The sequence below is a fragment of the Streptomyces sp. NPDC038135 genome (genome assembly GCF_055601245.1).
The window spans coordinates 618687-636525 of the sequence record NZ_JBVJXS010000003.1 but is presented as its reverse complement, the minus strand read 5'-3'; the positions used below and the strand labels follow the sequence as shown (position 1 = coordinate 636525).

At 72.5% G+C, this 17839-nt stretch carries 15 protein-coding genes and 1 pseudogene; 8 read left to right on the top strand and 8 right to left on the bottom strand.

Going from position 1 to position 17839, the window contains the following annotated elements:
* Nucleotides 1-8: 8 nt before the first annotated feature.
* The 6 genes and pseudogenes from ACZ7JA_RS11265 to ssd all read right to left on the bottom strand — a co-directional run.
* Nucleotides 9-332: pseudogene (locus ACZ7JA_RS11265) on the bottom strand (TadE family type IV pilus minor pilin); the annotation flags it as partial.
* A gap of 22 nt (nt 333-354) precedes the next feature.
* A complete protein-coding gene (locus ACZ7JA_RS11260) occupies nt 355-555 on the bottom strand; it encodes a DUF4244 domain-containing protein (protein WP_470807976.1) in 201 nt (66 codons plus the stop codon).
* Nucleotides 556-696: 141 nt separating this feature from the next.
* Nucleotides 697-1482 carry a type II secretion system F family protein gene (locus ACZ7JA_RS11255; RefSeq protein ID WP_389449029.1) on the bottom strand — a complete coding sequence of 262 codons (786 nt, stop codon included), beginning with the start codon at nt 1480-1482 and terminating at the stop codon, nt 697-699.
* On the bottom strand, nt 1479-2324 hold the full coding sequence (locus tag ACZ7JA_RS11250) for a type II secretion system F family protein (protein WP_470807975.1): 846 nt from the start codon (nt 2322-2324) through the stop codon (nt 1479-1481). Before ACZ7JA_RS11250 ends, ACZ7JA_RS11255 begins: the two co-directional genes overlap by 4 nt.
* Nucleotides 2325-2331: 7 nt before the next feature.
* On the bottom strand, nt 2332-3543 hold the full coding sequence (locus tag ACZ7JA_RS11245; RefSeq protein ID WP_450742612.1) for a TadA family conjugal transfer-associated ATPase: 1212 nt from the start codon (nt 3541-3543) through the stop codon (nt 2332-2334).
* On the bottom strand, nt 3540-4646 hold the full coding sequence (ssd, locus tag ACZ7JA_RS11240; RefSeq protein WP_470807929.1) for a septum site-determining protein Ssd: 1107 nt from the start codon (nt 4644-4646) through the stop codon (nt 3540-3542). The genes ACZ7JA_RS11245 and ssd overlap by 4 nt, the downstream gene beginning before the upstream one ends.
* Before the next feature lie 579 nt (nt 4647-5225).
* Between ssd and ACZ7JA_RS11235 the strand changes: the two genes are divergently transcribed.
* Nucleotides 5226-6062 carry an HAD family hydrolase gene (locus ACZ7JA_RS11235; RefSeq protein ID WP_403683663.1) on the top strand — a complete coding sequence of 279 codons (837 nt, stop codon included), beginning with the start codon at nt 5226-5228 and terminating at the stop codon, nt 6060-6062.
* A gap of 359 nt (nt 6063-6421) precedes the next feature.
* Here the strand turns inward: ACZ7JA_RS11235 and ACZ7JA_RS11230 are convergent, their stop codons facing one another.
* Nucleotides 6422-7246 carry a Fic family protein gene (locus ACZ7JA_RS11230; protein WP_389300727.1) on the bottom strand — a complete coding sequence of 275 codons (825 nt, stop codon included), beginning with the start codon at nt 7244-7246 and terminating at the stop codon, nt 6422-6424.
* A 100-nt stretch (nt 7247-7346) separates the two neighbouring features.
* On the opposite strand from ACZ7JA_RS11230, the gene ACZ7JA_RS11225 reads away from it, so the two are divergent.
* Nucleotides 7347-8327, top strand: coding sequence for an ATP-binding protein (locus ACZ7JA_RS11225; RefSeq protein WP_470807928.1), 981 nt, complete (start codon nt 7347-7349; stop codon nt 8325-8327).
* A gap of 3 nt (nt 8328-8330) precedes the next feature.
* Here ACZ7JA_RS11225 and ACZ7JA_RS11220 read toward each other — a convergent pair whose 3' ends face one another.
* A complete protein-coding gene (locus ACZ7JA_RS11220; RefSeq protein ID WP_470807927.1) occupies nt 8331-9596 on the bottom strand; it encodes a polysaccharide deacetylase family protein in 1266 nt (421 codons plus the stop codon).
* Nucleotides 9597-9927: 331 nt separating this feature from the next.
* On the opposite strand from ACZ7JA_RS11220, the gene ACZ7JA_RS11215 reads away from it, so the two are divergent.
* The 6 genes from ACZ7JA_RS11215 (at nt 9928) to ACZ7JA_RS11190 (ending at nt 17834) form a co-directional block, all read left to right on the top strand.
* Nucleotides 9928-12270, top strand: coding sequence for a SulP family inorganic anion transporter (locus tag ACZ7JA_RS11215; RefSeq protein WP_389449017.1), 2343 nt, complete (start codon nt 9928-9930; stop codon nt 12268-12270).
* 118 nt (nt 12271-12388) lie between these two features.
* Nucleotides 12389-14344, top strand: a complete 1956-nt coding sequence (gene acs / locus ACZ7JA_RS11210; protein ID WP_389300715.1) for an acetate--CoA ligase — start codon at nt 12389-12391, stop codon at nt 14342-14344.
* A 233-nt stretch (nt 14345-14577) separates the two neighbouring features.
* Complete coding sequence (nhaA, locus tag ACZ7JA_RS11205; protein WP_470807926.1) at nt 14578-15987, top strand: Na+/H+ antiporter NhaA; 1410 nt, start codon at nt 14578-14580, stop codon at nt 15985-15987.
* 119 nt (nt 15988-16106) lie between these two features.
* Entirely contained in the window at nt 16107-16595 is a 489-nt protein-coding gene (locus ACZ7JA_RS11200; RefSeq protein ID WP_351667393.1) for a phage holin family protein, read from the top strand.
* A complete protein-coding gene (locus tag ACZ7JA_RS11195) occupies nt 16592-17527 on the top strand; it encodes an alpha/beta fold hydrolase (RefSeq protein ID WP_351667395.1) in 936 nt (311 codons plus the stop codon). Before ACZ7JA_RS11200 ends, ACZ7JA_RS11195 begins: the two co-directional genes overlap by 4 nt.
* A gap of 127 nt (nt 17528-17654) precedes the next feature.
* Nucleotides 17655-17834: a hypothetical protein gene (locus ACZ7JA_RS11190; protein WP_351667397.1), complete on the top strand. Its 180-nt coding sequence runs from the start codon at nt 17655-17657 to the stop codon at nt 17832-17834.
* Nucleotides 17835-17839: the final 5 nt, after the last annotated feature.

The following is a 17839-nucleotide window of genomic DNA, read 5'->3' as shown; positions in this document are numbered from 1 at the left end:
GACTGCGCGCCCGCGCCGACGGTCTCCTCCGCCGCTGCCACCGCCTCCTCCCGTACCTCGAACGGCAGTCCGGACAGCACCGGCGGTCTGGCCACCACCGTCACCCGGACCTGGTCACCCGTCCGGCCGACCGTCACCCGTGCCCCGCGCGGTGCCGCCTGCCGGGCCACCTCCACCACCGCGTCGGCCGGGTCCTGCCGGGCGGCGGCCCGGGCGCCGGCGCGGGCGGCGTCCACGCACTGGATCTGGGCGGCCACCACGAGCAGCCCCCAGACCAGCGCCATGGTGAACGCCACCAGCACCGACAGCACCACGGCCGACTCCGCGGTCACGAACCCGCGGTCCGACCCCCGCTCACATCCGCGCACTGAGGGCCCGTTTCACGATGGCCTGCAGTTCCGCCTTGACCTGGCCGCTGGTGACTACCTCGTAGAGCAGCAACGCGAAGCCGACCGCGGCCACGATGCCCATCGCGTATTCCGAGGTCACCATCCCCCCGTCCGCGCGCCACCGCTCCCGCAACGGCACCCACAGCCTTCCGGCATTCCGGCGCATGCCGAACCTGCGCCTGTCGAACCTACGCATCTCGAACTCCCCTCGTTCCAGCGTTCTCGTCCGTTTCCGGGACCGCGCCATCCGCGTCCCGTGCCGTCACCGTCACCGCGTCGCCCGCGGCCGCTTCCCTCGCGCCTGCCGTCAGCCGCCACCTCCCCCCGTCACGCCGCCCGCCAGCCCGATCACCACGGGCAGCACGCCGATCGCGATGAAGGCGGGCAGGAAGCACAGCCCGACCGGCGCGGAGACCAGGACGCCCGCCCGGCGCGCCCGCGCCGTGGCCGCTCTGGCCCATTCGGCCCGCGCGTCGGAGGCGAGGCGGGCCACGGGACCGGCGGCGGGCAAGCCCGACTCGTCGGCCCGCTCCAGCAGCCGGGCCAGTGCCCCGGCTCCGGGCAGACCGGCCAACCGGCGCCAGGCGTCGCACGGTTCGCCGCCGAGCCGCACCTCCGCCGCGCCCCGGTCCAGCGCGTCCCCGACGGGTCCGCCGAGGGCCTCGCCCACCGCCTGTGCAGCGATCACCGGCCCGGCCCCGGCCGCGATGCAGGCGGCCAGCAGATCCGCGGCGAGCGGGAGCTGGCGGGCCGCGAGCGCTCTGTCGACCTCCTCCGCGGGGCCCGCCTCCGATCGCCGGAGCCGCCACCGCCACAGCCCCGCGCCCACGGCGAGCGCCACGACCGCGCCGGCCGCGCCGCCGGCCAGCACCCACGCCCCGCACATCGCCCCCACGACCGGCAGCCACCGCCGCACTTGGTTCCCGACCTCGAAGGGCGGTTTCGACTCGGCCTTCACCAAGGCCAGCAGTTCGGCCACCCTGCGTCGCGCCCGGCGCCGGCGCCGGGCCATGACCAGCCACCGGGCCGCCCAGCCCACGCTCAGCAGACCGGCCGCGACTGTCCCCAGCCTGTGGACGACTTCACCGCTCATGCCGCCTCAGCTCCCCGTACGATCCGCCCCGCCCACCACACCCCGGCGCCCTCGAACACCGCTCCCGCCACCAGGCAGCCAAGCCCCGCCCCGCTATGCAGCAGCACCCGCAGGGGGTGGGCGCCCATGGCCGAGCCGAGCAGCAGCCCGAGGGCGGGCAGCGCAGCGAGCAGCAGCGCCGTCGCCCGAGCCCCGGACAGCTGGGCCCTCAGATCCGCCCGTTGGTCCCGCTCGGCACGCAGAGCCCCGTCCAGCCGCTCGAGGCCGTCCGCGAGCCCGGCGCCCTGGTCCACGGCCACCCGCCAGCAGGCGGCGAGACCCAGCAGCCCCTCCGCGCCCGGCTGCCGGGCCGCGACGGCCAGCGCGCCCGGCACATCGCCGCCGAACCGCGCGGCCGCGACCACGCCGTCCTGCGCCTCCCCGAGCCCGCCGGAATCGCGGGCGGCCCGCAGCAGCGCCTCACCGGGCTGCCGTCCCGCGCGCACCTCCCCGGCCAGCGCGCCGCACAGGCCGATCACCGCGTCCGCGCGCCGCTCCCTGGCCCGGCCGGCCTGCCGGGCCAGCCGCGTCCTGCGCAGCACCGGCACCCCGGCCGCCCCCGCGACGACCGGAATCACCGAGGCACCCAGCAGTGCGAGCAGCAGCCCGGCCGCGAGCGACCACCATTCGGGCCTCAGTCGTCCCTGCAGTCTCCGCAGTGCACCCACGGCCCGCTCCCAGGAGGGCGGGCCGGTCGCCACCCCCGCGCCCCCGGCCAGCAGCAGCCTCGCGCGCCGCGTCCCGTGGTGCCGTCCGCCCAGCAGCCAGGCCGCGGCCCCGACACAGGCCGCCGCCGCGCCCATCGACGTCTCAGTGCTCACTTCCCTCGCTCCTCTCGTCCCGTTCGCTCCCTAACCCGCCGCTCAGCAGCTCCCGCAGCCGCTCCCAGCCCCGCTCCCGGGTGAAGGCCCGCACGCCCCAGCGCAACGCCGGCACCGTCCGCACGAGGCCCGAGTCGTCCCGCTCCAGCACATGCACCTCGGCGATCCGGCGCCGCCCGGACCCGTCCCGCACGAGGTGGAGCACCACCGACAGCGCGGCCGCCAGCTGGCTGTGCAGCGCCGCCCGGTCGAGTCCGGCCGCCGTGCCGAGCGCCTCCAGCCGGGCGGGCACGTCGGCGGCGGCGTTGGCGTGCACGGTTCCGCAGCCTTCGTGGCCCGTGTTGAGCGCGGCCAGCAGGTGCACCACCTCGGGGCCCCGCACCTCGCCGATGACCAGCCGGTCGGGCCGCATCCGCAACGCCTGGCGGACGAGGTCCTCCAGGGTCACGAGGCCGGCCCCCTCCTGGTTGGCCGGCCGGGTCTCCAGCCGTACGACGTGCGGATGGTCCGGTCTCAGCTCCGCCGAGTCCTCGGCGAGCACGATCCGTTCACCGGGCTGGACCAGACCGAGCAGTGCGCTCAGCAGAGTCGTCTTGCCGCTGCCGGTGCCGCCGCTGACGAGGAAGGACAGCCGGGCCGCGAGCAGCGCCCGCAGGACCTGGTCCCCGCCGGGCGGTACGGTGCCCGCCTCGACCAGTTCCCCGAGCGTGAACGCCCGAGGTCGCACGACGCGCAGGGACAGGCAGGTGCAGCCGACGGCCACCGGGGGCAGCACCGCGTGCAGCCGGGTCCCGTCGGGCAGCCGGGCGTCTGCCCAGGGCCTGGCGTCGTCCAGCCGGCGTCCGGCCACGGCGGCCAGCCGCTGCGCGAGACGCCGTACGGCCGCCGCGTCCGGAAAGGTCACCGGCGTCAGTTCCAGGCCGCCGCCGCGGTCCACCCACACCCGGTCGGGCGCGGACACCAGGACGTCGGTGACGCCCGGATCGGCGAGAAGCGGCTCCAGCGGACCGGTCCCGACCAGCTCCGACCGCAGGTGCTCGGCCGCGCCGAGCACCTCGGCGTCCCCGAGGACCCGGCCCTGTTCGCGCAGCGCCTGGGCGACGCGCGCCGGGGTCGGTTCGGCGCCGCTCTCCGCCAGCCGGCGTCGGACCCCGTCCAGCAGGGCCATGACGTCGGCCCGGTCGAGTCCGGGCAAGGTCATCGTGGGCCTCCCGTCTCGGCCAGTGCCTGTTCCCAGAAGGCGGTGCAGAAGCGGGCCAGCGGGCCGCGGCCGGTCGCGGCGGGCGGCTTGGCGGTGCCGTGCGCGCGCTGCAGGGCCGGTTCGACGGGGACCTCGCCGGCCAGGGGCAGGCCCAGCAACCGGGCGACCTCGCGGTCGTCGAGGCCGGGCGCGTACGGCCCCCGCACCGCCACCCGGAGGTCCCCGACGACCATGCCGAGCGCCGATGCGACCCGGCCGGCGGCCGCGACCGCCCGCAGTTCGGCCGGGACGACGAGCAGGGCCAGGTCGAGCTGGGCGAGGGCTTCGGCGACCCCGTCGTCCAGACGCCGCGGGAGGTCGACGACCACCGTGCCGCCGCGCCGCCTCGCGGCCGCGAGCACCGCGCGGACGGCCTGGGCCGGGACGGCCACGCAGTCGCCGCGGTCCCAGCTGAGCACCCGCAGCGAGTGCAACCGGGGCAGCGACTCCTCCAGCGCGCCGCCGCCGACCCGGCCGCGGGAGGCGGCGAAGGCGGGCCAGCGCAATCCCTCGGCGCTCTCACCGCCGAGGAGCACGTCGAGTCCGCCGCCCAGCGGATCGGCGTCGACGAGAAGGGTGCGTAGCCCCTCGCGTGCGGCGGTGACGGCGAGGGCGCAGGCCAGCGTGGACGCACCGGCCCCACCCCGGCCGCCGACGACCCCGACCGTCAGGGCCGGACGGCCGACGCCCTCGGCGACGTCCGCGATCCGGTCGACCAGCCACTGCTCTCCGTCGGGCAGCATCAAGACATGGTCCGCGCCGATCTGCACGGCCCTTCTCCACACCCCGGAGTCGTCCTGGTCGCGGCCGACCAGCACCACTCCGCGCCGGCGCGCCGCTCCGCGCAGGCGGCGGGCCGCGTCGTCGCCGACCAGGACGAGCGGGGCCGCTTCCCAGCCACCGCCGTGATCGGGTACACCGTGATGCACTTCGGGCGTGGCGCCCGCGGCCGCGCACAGGCGCAGCAGATCGTCCAGCAGATCCGCGTCCTCGGTGACGATGAGCGGCCGTCCCGGCAGACCTCCGGTGGCCGGTGCCGGGTCGTGGGCGACGGTTCCGATCACGTGCGCTCCCCCTTCCCATGTCCTCCGCGCGGCCTCCGCGGCCCCGCGATTCCCAAAGATGTGAAGGACCGGCGAGCGGCGCTCTTTGCGAGGCGGCAGAAACCGGCCATAGGCACTCCGGCAATCGGAACCGGCCATGAACTCGCCGGCGTCGGAGTGCGTGGGAATCACGGTGCAGCGATCCGGGAAAGCGTGTGGATCTTGGTGGAAAACCGTGTACAACTCAGCGGTTGTGAATATCGCGGTCCCTCATACCGGTGAGCCTTGAGCCGCCCTCTCCGCGACTTCCACAGAGCAGCGCTTCAATTACACAGAGTGACGGCTCATGAGCACGGCAGAGTCCGGTCGACATCGGGCGCGACCAGTCGCGAGACATGTTGAAAAGGGGAGAAAATGCGTCCGGACATGCGACGACCCCCGCCGGGGGGGAGAGCGGGGGTCGTCCCCACGGCCGACTCGGGGGGGGAGGAGTCGGACCGGGTTAGCACGGTCGCGAACGATCCGTGACTTCCATGGTGTACCCGAGAGCCTTCTCAGGCAAACCCACGCGCCCCACCTTACGCCGAATGGTGGGCGCATATGCTCAGGGACGTGGAAAACCACTCCTTGCCCCGCGCAGCAGCCTTCTTTGACCTGGACAAGACGGTCATTGCGAAGTCGAGCACGCTCACCTTCAGCAAGTCCTTCTACCAGGGCGGGCTGATCAACCGCAGGGCCGCGCTGCGTACCGCGTACGCCCAGTTCGTCTTCCTGGCCGGCGGCCTCGACCACGATCAGATGGAGCGGATGCGCCAGTACCTCTCCGCGATGTGCCGAGGCTGGAACGTCCAGCAGGTGAAGGAGATCGTCGCCGAGACCCTGCACGACCTGATCGACCCGATCATCTACGACGAGGCGGCCTCCCTCATCGAGGAGCACCACACCGCCGGACGCGACGTGGTGATCGTGTCCACCTCGGGCGCCGAGGTGGTCGAGCCGATCGGGGAGCTGCTGGGCGCCGACCGCGTGGTGGCCACGCGCATGGTGGTGGGCGACGACGGCTGCTTCACCGGGGAGGTGGAGTACTACGCGTACGGCCCGACCAAGGCGGAGGCCGTCAGGGAACTGGCCGTGTCCGAGGGGTACGACCTGGACCGCTGCTACGCCTACAGCGACTCGGCGACCGACCTGCCCATGCTCCAGGCGGTCGGGCACCCGCACGCCGTGAACCCGGACCGCACGCTGCGCCGCGAGGCGGTCGCACGCGGGTGGCCGGTCATGGAGTTCGCCCGGCCGGTCCGGCTCAAGCAGCGGATCCCCGGATTCTCGGTACCGCCGCGTCCGGCTCTCGTGGCGGCGGCGGCCCTCGGAGCGGCCGCCGCGACCGCGGGCCTCGTCTGGTACGCGAGCCGGCGCAGGGGCGTCGCCGCCACCTGACCGGTTTACCGCCGTTTGAACCTGAAAGTAAAGAAGTGCGGGCAGGGGTTCCACTTGCTCCGGGGGTGCAGTACAAAGGTTTCAGGCCCGCGAGACCACAGGACATCCGTGAGGATCCCCTACTACTACGCACTGGCCCCACGGACCCCGCATGAACACCGGGCACCCACGCGACGTCGACCCGTCGATTACGGGCCAGCCGCACCAGGTGACGGGCAAAGACCCCGACCTGATGGGCAGATATCGAGGACGCTTGGTAACCCGGTGAGCATGCCAGCGGCGGTACGAGAACTCGTACCGCCGCAACCCCTGTCCGGCCCCCTCGCGGGGGCCTTTCCCATGTGTCCCGCGCTCAGGGCTCAGGCGGCCCCGCGCTGCAGCGCCTCGCATACCGCGGTGGACTCGCGCACCCCGAGCTCGACCGCGCGGCCGCAGTGGGCGATCCAGGCGGCCATGCCCTCGGGGGTGCCGGAGACGTACCCGTCGAGCGCGGCCAGGTAGGCGGCGCGTCCCAGCTCGGCGTGACCCACCTCGGACGGGCAGACCGCCTTGGGGTCGAGGCCACTGCCGATCAGGACGATCCGCTCGGCCGTGCGCGCGACGAGGCCGTTGTGCGAGGTGAAGGGGCGCAGCGCGAGAAGTTCGCCGTGCACCACCGCCGCGGTGACCAGCGCCGGCGCCGAGGAGCCGGCGATGATCAGGTCCGCCAGGCCCTCCAGCCGGCCCGACACCTCCCTGGCGTCCGGCAGCGGCAGCTCGAGCAGCGGCTCGTCGACCGGTTCGCCCGCCTGGCGCGGACGGCCGACGTCGTCGCCCTGGGTCGCCGCGGCCACCAGATGGAGCCGGGCCAGCACCCGCAGGGGCGACTGCCGCCAGATGGACAGGAGCTGACCCGCCTCGGCGGTCAGCCTGAGCGCCGCGCCCACGACCATCGCCTCGGCGTCGGCGCTGAAGTCGGAGCGCCGCCGCACCTCCTCCAGGGCCCAGTCGGCGCCGGACAGCGCGGCCGAGCCGCGGGCGCCGCGCAGCGCGGCCTCTGAGGTGATCTCGTTGCTGCGGCGGCGCATGACCCGGTGCCCGTAGACCCGGTCCACGGCCTTGCGCACGGACTCCACGGACTCGGCCACGCCGGGCAGCGAGCCCAGGGCCGCGAGCGGATCGGCGGTCGCGCCTGTCGTACTCATGAGTACGACCCTACGCACCCGACCGCCCCACCCCACGAAGGAGTGGTCTTCTTCACTCCTGTCGACACATATAGCTATCGATTCACTACTGTTCGTGAACATGAAAATTGCTTTCGTCGGGAAGGGCGGCAGCGGCAAGACCACGCTCTCCTCCCTCTTCATCCGCCACCTCGTGGCTGCGGGCGCCCCGGTGCTCGCCATCGACGCCGACATCAACCAGCACCTCGGCCCGGCGCTCGGCCTCGGCGAGGCCCAGGCGGCCGCGCTGCCCGCGATGGGCGAGCGGCTGCCGCTGATCAAGGACCATCTGCGCGGCTCCAACCCGCGCATCACCTCGGCCGCGACGATGATCAAGACGACCCCACCCGGCGAGGGTTCGCGGCTGGTGCGGGTGCGGGAGCCGAACGCGGTGTACGACGCCTGCGCGCGTCCGGTGGAACTCGACGGCGGCGCGGTCCGTTTGATGGTCACCGGCCCCTTCACGGACGCCGACCTGGGGGTCGCCTGCTACCACTCGAAGACGGGAGCGGTGGAGCTGTTCCTCAACCACCTCGTCGACGGCCCCGACGAGTACGTCGTGGTCGACATGACGGCGGGTTCGGACTCCTTCGCGTCCGGCCTGTTCACCCGCTTCGACATGACGTTCCTCGTCGCCGAGCCGACCCGGAAGGGGGTCTCCGTCTACCGCCAGTACAAGGAGTACGCCCGCGACTTCGGCGTGGCCCTGAAGGTCGTCGGCAACAAGGTCCAGGGGCAGGACGACATCGACTTCCTCCGCGCGGAGGCCGGTGACGACCTGCTGGTGACGGTCGGGCACTCGGACTGGGTGCGTGCGATGGAGAAGGGGCGCCCGCCCCGGTTCGGTCTTCTGGAGGAGGCCAACGTCCGCTCCCTGCAGACGCTCCGGGCCGCCGCCGACGCCACGTACGAACGGCGCGACTGGGAGCGCTACACGCGCCAGATGGTCCACTTCCACCTGCGGAACGCGGAGGCCTGGGGCAACGAGCGCACCGGGGTCGATCTGGCGGCGCAGATCGACCCCGGGTTCGTGCTCGGCGAGGGCCTGGCGGCTCCGGTATGACGCCTACTGCTTGACCGCCGGCGCCCCGGGAACACCCTTGGGCGCCGGGGCCGGCCGCCCGGACATGAGGGACGCCCAGCCCTGCCGGGGCGCCTCGCCCACCTTCAGGGTGCGCAGCTTGGCCAGCGTCTGCGGGTCCTGCGCGTCCAGCCAGTCGGCGAGCTGGTGGAAGGAGACGCAGCGCACCTCGGGTTTGTTGCACACCTCCTTCACCACCTCGTCGATGGCGCGCATGTAGGTGCCGCCGTTCCAGGACTCGAAGTGGTTGCCGATGATCAACGGCGCGCGGTTGCCGTCGTAGGCGCGGTAGAAGCCCTTGAGCAGGCCGTCACGCATCTGGTCGCCCCAGTAGTCGTACATGTCGGGGTCGCCCTGGGTCTGCGTGCCGGACTGGTTGACCATGAAGTTGTAGTCCATGGTCAACTGCTCGTAGGTGTGCCCCGGGAAGGGGACCAGCTGCATCGACAGGTCCCACAGGCCGTCCTTCTTATCGGGCCACACCTGGTCGTCGACTCCGCTGGAGTCGTAGCGGAAGCCGAGTTGGCGGGCCGCCTTCCTGAAGTTCTTCTGCCCTTCCAGGCAAGGGGTCCGGGCGCCGATCAGCTCCTTGTCGTAGTCGAAGGGCAGGGGTGCGGTCTTCTCCATGCCGGTGTTGGTCCGCCAGTTCTTCACGAACTGCTTGGCCTGGGCGATCTCGCTCTTCCACTCCTGCACCGACCACTCGCCGACGCCGCCGTCGGGACCGCAGAAGTGTCCGTTGAAGTGGGTGCCGATCTCGTTGCCCTCGAGCCAGGCCAGTCGCACCTGCTTGAGGGTGTCGGAGATGCCCTGCGCGTCGTTGAAGCCGATCTCCGAGCTGCCCGGGGCGTGTTGCGGCGGTCTGTAGAGCTCGCGTTTCTCCTCCGGCAGCAGGTACACGCCGCTGAGGAAGTACGTCATGGTCGCGTTGTTCTCCTTGGAGACCTTGCGGAAGTGGGAGAACAGCTTCTGGCTGTCCTCCCCCGCGCCGTCCCAGGAGAACACCACGAACTGGGGAGGTTTCTGACCGGGCTTGAGCCGCTCGGGGACGGGCAGGTGCGGCTGCCCTCCGGTGTACGCGGTGGACCCGTCACCGATCAGACGGAGCACGCTGTTGGGCGCCGGCGCCCCCTGCCTGGGGCCGGACGCTCCTTGCTTCGGGCCGTCGCCGCCGGACGAGCAACCGGCCAGCGACGCGGTACAGGCCGCGGCGACCATGGCGCCCACGGCGATCCTCTGGGTGGCGGCCATCTTCCGCCCCACCTTCTTCCTTCTCTCAGGCAAACGCTGATGAGGGCGTTTTCAGGTGATGTGCCGGGTTGTGCCGACAGCGCCGCCAAGGTCGCACGGGCCCGAGAAGGAATTAGTACGACAAGCCGATGAAATGATCGCTTCGCCCGCAGAGGTGACTGTTTACCCCATTTGCGACTAAAAGCTATGCATGACCTTTACTCTGCATTACGGTTCGTTTACGAAGCGTTGATCCCGCCACTGCACGCCGTGATCCCACGGCCGCGACCGAGCCCCCCACCGACGGGGCACCACCCCGTACGCGACCGCGCCACCCGGAGGAGACGGGACCATGACCGCCTGCGCACCCACCCACACCCACCACTCACACCGGCCGCACAGCCCGCCCCGCGCCCCGCGCCGCCGCCTCGTCCAGGGCGCCGACGTGTCCGCGTCCATCGCGGTCTTCCTGATCGCCCTGCCCCTGTCCCTCGGTATCGCCCTCGCGACCGGCGCCCCGCTCCAGGCCGGCCTGGTCGCCGCCGCGGTCGGCGGGCTGGTGGCCGGCCGGCTCGGCGGCTGCCCGCTGCAGGTCAGCGGCCCCGCCGCCGGACTCACCGTGGTCACCGCCGACCTCATCCACCGCTACGGCTGGCGGACCACCTGCGGCATCACTGTCCTCGCCGGCCTCGCCCAACTGGGCCTGGGCTGCCTGCGCGTGGCCCGCGGCGCACTCGCCGTCAGTCCCGCCGTGGTGCACGGCATGCTCGCCGGCATCGGCGTCACCATCGCCGTCGCCCAGCTGCACATCGTGCTCGGCGGCAGCCCGGACAGTTCCGTCCTCGCCAACCTGCGTGCCCTGCCCGCTCAACTCGCGGAGCTGGACCCGGCCGCCCTGTCGATGAGCGCGCTGACCCTGACCCTGCTGCTGGCCTGGCCGCGCCTCCCCGGCCGCGCCGGCCGGCTGCTGCGCAGGGTCCCGGCCGCCCTGGTGGCCGTCACCGGAGCCACTGTCACCGCCACGCTGACCGGACTGGTGCTGCCCCGGGTGGACCTGCCGTCCTGGAGCAGTCACGCGCTGGCCGGGCTGCCCGAGGGCCCGGGGCTCGGCATCGCCGCCGCCGTGCTCACCACCACGCTGGTGTGCAGTGTGCAGTCACTGCTCGGCGCGGTCGCCGTGGACAAGCTGGTCGCCGCCCGGCCCGGGCCTCTGGTCGGGCGCTCGGACCTCGACCGCGAACTGCTCGGCCAGGGCGCCGCCAACATCGTCTCGGGGGCGCTCGGCGGACTGCCCGTGGCGGGGGTGGCCGTGCGGAGCACCGCGAACGTGAACTCGGGTGCGGTGAGCCGGAACTCCACGATGCTGCACGGCGTTCTCGTAGTAGCCGCCGCACTGCTGATGGTCCCGCTCCTGGAGTGGATCCCGCTCGCCTCGCTCGCCGCCCTGGTGATGGCCGTCGGCATCCAGATGGTGTCCCTGAACCACATCCGCACGGTGACCCGCCACCGTGAAGTGCTGGTGTACGTCGCCACCACACTCGGCGTGGTGGTCCTCGGCGTCCTGGAGGGTGTGGCCCTCGGGGTCGGCGTGGCGGTCGCCCTCGCCCTGCACCGCCTCGCCCACACCCGCATCACGCACACGGAGAAGGAAGGAGTCCATCACGTACACGTCCGGGGCCAGCTGACGTTCCTCGCCGTGCCCCGGCTCAGCAGAGCCCTGCATCTCGTACCCCAAGGGGTCCACGCCGTCGTGGAGTTGGACGGCTCGTTCATGGACCACGCGGCGTACGAGTCGCTGCAGGACTGGCAGAACACGCACACCGCGCGGGGCGGCACCGCCGAGCTGACCGGTCGGCGGGGCGGAGTCCGCTCGTCGGATCCCGGTCCGTCCGCGGTGTGCCGGTGCCGGCCGTGGACGCCCTGGCGCAACCACCGGGCCTGCTTCGCACAGGTCCCCAGCACACCCGTCACCCACGAACTCGCCCGTGGCATCAGCTCGTTCCAGCGGAACACCGCCCCGCTGGTGCGCGAGGAGCTGGCGCGGCTCGCGCGGGAGGGGCAGCAGCCCTCGCAGCTCTTCCTCACCTGCGCCGACTCCCGGCTGGTCACGTCGATGATCACCGCCAGCGGTCCCGGCGACCTGTTCGTCGTCCGCAACATCGGCAATCTGGTGCCGCCGCCGGGCGAGGAGCACGGCGACCACTCGGTGGCGGCCGCCATCGAGTACGCGGTGGACGTGCTCGGGGTGCGGTCGATCACGGTGTGCGGGCACTCCGGGTGCGGGGCCATGCAGGCGCTGCTGGCCGCCGAGCCCGGCGGCCCGGCGACCCCGCTGAAGCGGTGGCTCGGACACGGGCGGCCGAGCCTCGCCCGGCTGGCCGGCGACCACGGTGACCGGCCCCGGCTGGCCGGGCGGCCGCCCGCCGACGCCGTGGAGCAGCTGTGCCTGACCAACGTGGTCCAGCAGCTGGAGCACCTGCGGGCGCACGAGACGATCGCGCGTGCCCTGCAGGCCGGTGCGCTGGAGCTGCACGGGATGTACTTCCACGTGGGCGAGGCGCAGGCCTATCTGCTCGACGGGAGCGGGGACGGCGCCGCGGTGTTCGAGCATGTGGAGGGAGCTGCGGGAAAGGAGGCGGAAGAGGAGGCTGGACAGGAGGCCGGGACGGCCCCGGAGCTGCGAAGTCCCGTTTGATCCCCGAGCCGGGCCGACAGGTCTAAACCAATTTGGCCGTCGACCCTTGTCATCGGACCCCCGCGTCTGATGAGCTGTGGCCTGGGACACAACGGACACCCTGGGAAAGGGAGATGTCGTGAGCAACGAAAGCCTGGCCAACCTCTTGAAGGAGGAGCGACGCTTCGCGCCGCCCGCCGACCTGGCCGCGAACGCCAACGTCGGGGCCGAGGCGTACGAACAGGCCAAGGCTGACAGGCTCGGCTTCTGGGCCGAGCAGGCCCGCCGGCTGACCTGGGCCAAGGAACCGTCCGAGACGCTGGACTGGTCGAACCCGCCGTTCGCGAAGTGGTTCAAGGACGGCGAGCTGAACGTCGCGTACAACTGCGTGGACCGGCACGTGGAGGCCGGGCACGGGGACCGGGTCGCCATCCACTTCGAGGGCGAGCCCGGCGACAGCCGCTCGATCACCTACGCGGAGCTGAAGGACGAGGTCTCCAAGGCGGCCAACGCGCTGCTGGAGCTCGGGGTCCGCAAGGGCGACCGGGTCGCCATCTACATGCCGATGATCCCGGAGACCGCGATCGCGATGCTGGCCTCGGCCCGGATCGGCGCGGCGCACTCGGTGGTGTTCGGCGGTTTCTCGGCGGACGCGCTCGCCACCCGGATCCAGGACGCCGACGCCAAGGTCGTCATCACCTCCGACGGCGGCTACCGGCGCGGCAAGCCCTCCGCGCTCAAGCCCGCCGTGGACGAGGCGATCACCAAGGTCGACAACGTCGAGCACGTGCTCGTGGTGCGCCGCACCGGGCAGGACGTCGCCTGGGACGGCGAGCGGGACGTGTGGTGGCACGAGCTGGTGGACCGGCAGTCCGCCGAGCACACCCCGGAGGCGTTCGACGCGGAGCACCCGCTGTTCATCCTTTACACCTCGGGCACCACCGGTAAGCCGAAGGGCATCCTGCACACCTCCGGCGGCTACCTGACCCAGACGGCGTACACGCACTGGGCGGTGTTCGACCTCAAGCCGGAGACGGACGTCTACTGGTGCACGGCGGACGTCGGCTGGGTCACCGGGCACTCGTACATCGTGTACGGGCCGCTGGCCAACGGCGCGACCCAGGTCATGTACGAGGGCACCCCGGACACCCCGCACCAGGGGCGCTTCTGGGAGATCGTGGAGAAGTACCGGGTCACGATCCTCTACACCGCGCCGACCGCGATCCGCACGTTCATGAAGTGGGGCGACGACATCCCCGCGCAGTTCGACCTGTCGTCGCTGCGGGTGCTCGGGTCCGTCGGCGAGCCGATCAACCCCGAGGCGTGGATCTGGTACCGCAAGCACATCGGCGCCGACGCCACCCCGGTCGTGGACACCTGGTGGCAGACGGAGACCGGCGCGATGATGATCTCGCCGCTGCCCGGCGTCACCGAGGCCAAGCCCGGCTCGGCGCAGCGCCCGCTGCCCGGCATCAGCGCGACCGTCGTGGACGACGAGGCGAACGAGGTGCCGGACGGAGGCGGCGGCTACCTCGTGCTCACCGAGCCGTGGCCGTCGATGCTGCGCACCATCTGGGGCGACGACCAGCGGTTCATCGACACCTACTGGTCGCGCTTCGAGGGCAAGTACTTCGCCGGCGACGGCGCGAAGAAGGACGACGACGGGGACATCTGGCTGCTGGGCCGGGTGGACGACGTGATGCTGGTGTCCGGCCACAACATCTCCACCACCGAGGTGGAGTCGGCGCTGGTCTCGCACCCGTCGGTCGCCGAGGCGGCCGTCGTCGGCGCCGCCGACGAGACCACCGGCCAGGCCATCGTCGCCTTCGTCATCCTGCGCGGCTCGGCGTCCGAGGACGACAAGCTGATCGGCGCGCTGCGCGACCACGTGGGCGCCACGCTCGGCCCGATCGCCAAGCCGAAGCGGGTCCTGCCGGTGGCGGAGCTGCCGAAGACCCGCTCCGGCAAGATCATGCGCCGGCTCCTGCGGGATGTCGCCGAGAACCGTCAGCTCGGTGACGTCACGACGCTGACCGACTCCACGGTCATGGACTTCATCCAGGCGAAGCTCCCGGCCGCGCCGAGCGAGGACTAGGGCCGCACCGCGGGCGGCGGCGCCGTCCGCACGGCCGCGGGACCGGCCGGAAGGGGCGCCCGGCGCGAACACGCCGGGTGCCCCTTTTGCGTCCGATGTTCGGATCGCCGGGTGCATCCCGCGACGACCTTGGGTAACCTCGGCAGTGCTCGATGTGAAAGAGCCTCAAGGTGCGCCGGGAAGTCTGGTCGGCATGTGCTCAGTCCTGCCCACCACACCCGGAGGTCCCCACCGTGGCCGCCCCCCGTGACACCGCGTCCTCCACCTCGACCGGCCGCAAGGTCCTCGGGCGCCTGTCCCTGCCCGAGCGGACCGTGGTCGCGGACGCGCTGCGCACCGAGACCGTGGGCGGCGTCCTGCTGCTCGCCGCCGCCGTCACCGCGCTGGTCTGGGCGAACATCCCGGCACTGAGCCATGGCTACGAGGCCGTCAGCGACTTCCACTTCGGCCCCGCCGCGCTCGGCCTGAACCTGTCCGTGGCGCACTGGGCCGCCGACGGGCTGCTCGCCGTCTTCTTCTTCGTCGCCGGGATCGAGCTCAAGCGCGAGCTGGTCGCCGGTGACCTGCGCGATCCCAGGGCGGCGGTGCTGCCGGTGGTCGCGGCGCTGTGCGGGATGGCCGTACCCGCGCTCGTCTACACCCTGACCAACCTCGCCGGGCGCGGCTCCACCGACGGCTGGGCGGTGCCCACCGCCACCGACATCGCCTTCGCGCTGGCCGTCCTCGCGGTCATCGGCACCGCGCTGCCCAGCGCCCTGCGGGCCTTCCTGCTGACCCTGGCGGTCGTGGACGACCTCTTCGCGATCCTGATCATCGCCGTCTTCTTCACCGAACGGATCGACCTGGCCGCGCTCGGCGGAGCCGTCGCCGGGCTGGTGGTCTTCTGGCTGCTGCTGCGCGCGGGGGTGCGCGGCTGGTACGTGTACGTGCCGCTCGCGGTGGTCGTCTGGGCGCTGATGTACAACAGCGGCGTGCACGCCACCATCGCCGGCGTGGCGATGGGCCTGATGCTGCGCTGCACCACCCGCGAGGGCGAGGAGCACTCGCCGGGCGAGCGCATCGAGCATCTGGTGCGGCCGCTGTCGGCCGGGCTCGCCGTACCGCTGTTCGCGCTGTTCAGCGCCGGCGTGTCGGTGTCCGGCAGGGCGCTCGGGGACGTCTTCACCCGGCCCGAGACGCTCGGCGTGGTGCTCGGGCTGGTCGTGGGCAAGGCGCTCGGCATCTTCGGCGGCACCTGGCTGACCGTGCGCTTCACCCGGGCCTCGCTCAGCCAGGACCTCGCCTGGGCCGACGTCTTCGCGGTGTCCTCGCTCGCCGGGATCGGCTTCACCGTCTCGCTCCTCATCGGCGAGCTGGCCTTCGACGGCGACATGGCGCTCACCGACGAGGTGAAGGCGGCCGTCCTCTGCGGCTCGCTGATCGCGGCCGTGTGCGCCACGGTGCTGCTGAAGATACGCAACGCCCGGTACCGCAGGCTCTGGGAGGACGAGGAGCGCGACGAGGACGAGGACGGCATCCCGGACGTCTACGAGCAGGACGACCCGGCGTACCACCTGCGGATGGCGGAGATCCTCGAGCGCAAGGCCGCCGACCACCGGCGCATCGCCGCCGAGAAGGCCGCCGCGGCGCGCCACGGGCTATAGGAAGTACGGGGCGGGGCAGGCGTTGAGGACGGCCGTCCGGCATGATCTGACGAGACGGTACAAATCAAGACGGCACTCGAGACGTCACACGGCACGCGAGACTTCAAAGGGAGAACGCGATGAGCGCACCCGACGGCAGCCCGGTCGGCGCCGAACGCAGCATCGGCCAGCTGTTCGCCTCGGCGACGACCGAGATGTCTGCGCTGGTGCACGACGAGATCGCGCTGGCCAAGGCCCAGCTCAAGCAGGACGTCAAGCGGGGGGCGACCAGCGGCGGCGCGTTCAGCGCCGCCGGCATGCTGCTGCTGTTCTCCCTGCCCATGCTCAACTTCGCGCTGGCGTACGGCATCCGCACCTGGAGCGGCTGGAACCTCGCGGTCTGCTTCCTGCTGTCCTTCGCGGCCAACGTGCTGGTCGCCGCGCTGCTCGCGCTGATCGGCGTGATGTTCGCCAAGAAGGCGAAGAAGAGCCAGGGCCCGCAGAAGGTCGCCGCGTCCGTGAAGGAGTCGGCGAGCGTCCTGCAGAACGCCAAGCCGCACCCGCGCCCCGAGCTTCCGCAGGAGCGTGCGCCCCAGGCCATCGAAGCTGTGGCACGCTCGTCCTCATGACGGAACCCGCCGCGGCAGCGGCCGTACGGATCGACCTTCCCTCCGGGGAGAAGGTGACACACCGGGACGTCGCCGCCAACGGCGCGCGGTTCCACATCGCCGAGCTCGGCGACGGCCCCCTGGTGCTGCTGCTGCACGGTTTCCCGCAGTTCTGGTGGACATGGCGCCATCAGCTCGTCGCGCTCGCCGAGGCGGGCTACCGGGCGGTGGCGATGGACCTGCGGGGGGTCGGCGGCAGCGACCGCACCCCGCGCGGGTACGACCCCGCCAACCTCGCCCTGGACGTCACCGGGGTGATCCGCTCCCTCGGCGAGCCGGACGCCGCGCTGGTCGGCCACGACCTGGGCGGCTATCTGGCGTGGACGGCGGCGGCGATGCGGCCCAAGCTCGTGCGGCGGCTCGCGGTCGTCTCGATGCCGCACCCCCGGCGCTGGCGTGCCGCGATGCTCCGGGACGCCCGGCAGACGGCGGCCGGCTCCTACATCTGGGGGTTCCAGCGGCCCTGGATCCCGGAGCGCCAACTCACCGCCGACGGCGGCGCGCTGGTGGGCCGGCTGATCCGGGAGTGGTCCGGGCCGCGGCTGCCGGAGGACGAGGCCGTGGAGAACTACCAGCGGGCCATGTGCATCCCGTCCACCGCGCACTGCTCCATCGAGCCGTACCGCTGGCTGGTGCGCTCCCTGGTCCGCCCGGACGGCATCCAGTTCAACCGCAGGATGAAGCGGCCGGTGCGCGTGCCCACGCTGCATCTGCACGGCTCGCTCGACCCGGTGGCCCGCACGCGCAGCGCGGCCGGCTCGGGCGAGTACGTCGAAGCCCCGTACCGCTGGCGGCTGTTCGACGGGCTCGGGCACTTCCCGCACGAGGAGGACCCGGCGGCCTTCTCCGCGGAACTGGTCAACTGGCTGCGGGATCCCGAACCGGACCGGTGAGGGGACGGACGCGGTGGGTACCCGTCCGCCGAACACCCGTTCCTCGAACGGCCACATGCCCGCCGCATAGGCCAATTGGGGGGCGCGGACGCGGTTATCGACCTTCGGGCGGGGCAGATGTCGGGGTATGGGCTGGACGCACGACTACAGTGACGCACCCCGCAACCGCCGCTCGGCCTCCGGGCTGAGCTCCCCGCAGCGAGGCACTCCGCGGCTCGCGGAGGCGGACCTCAGGGTGGGAATTCCGCGTATCCTGCGCCGCCGGGCCCGCTGGGTCTCGGTACGTCTGCGTCACCCGCGCGGCTGATCCGC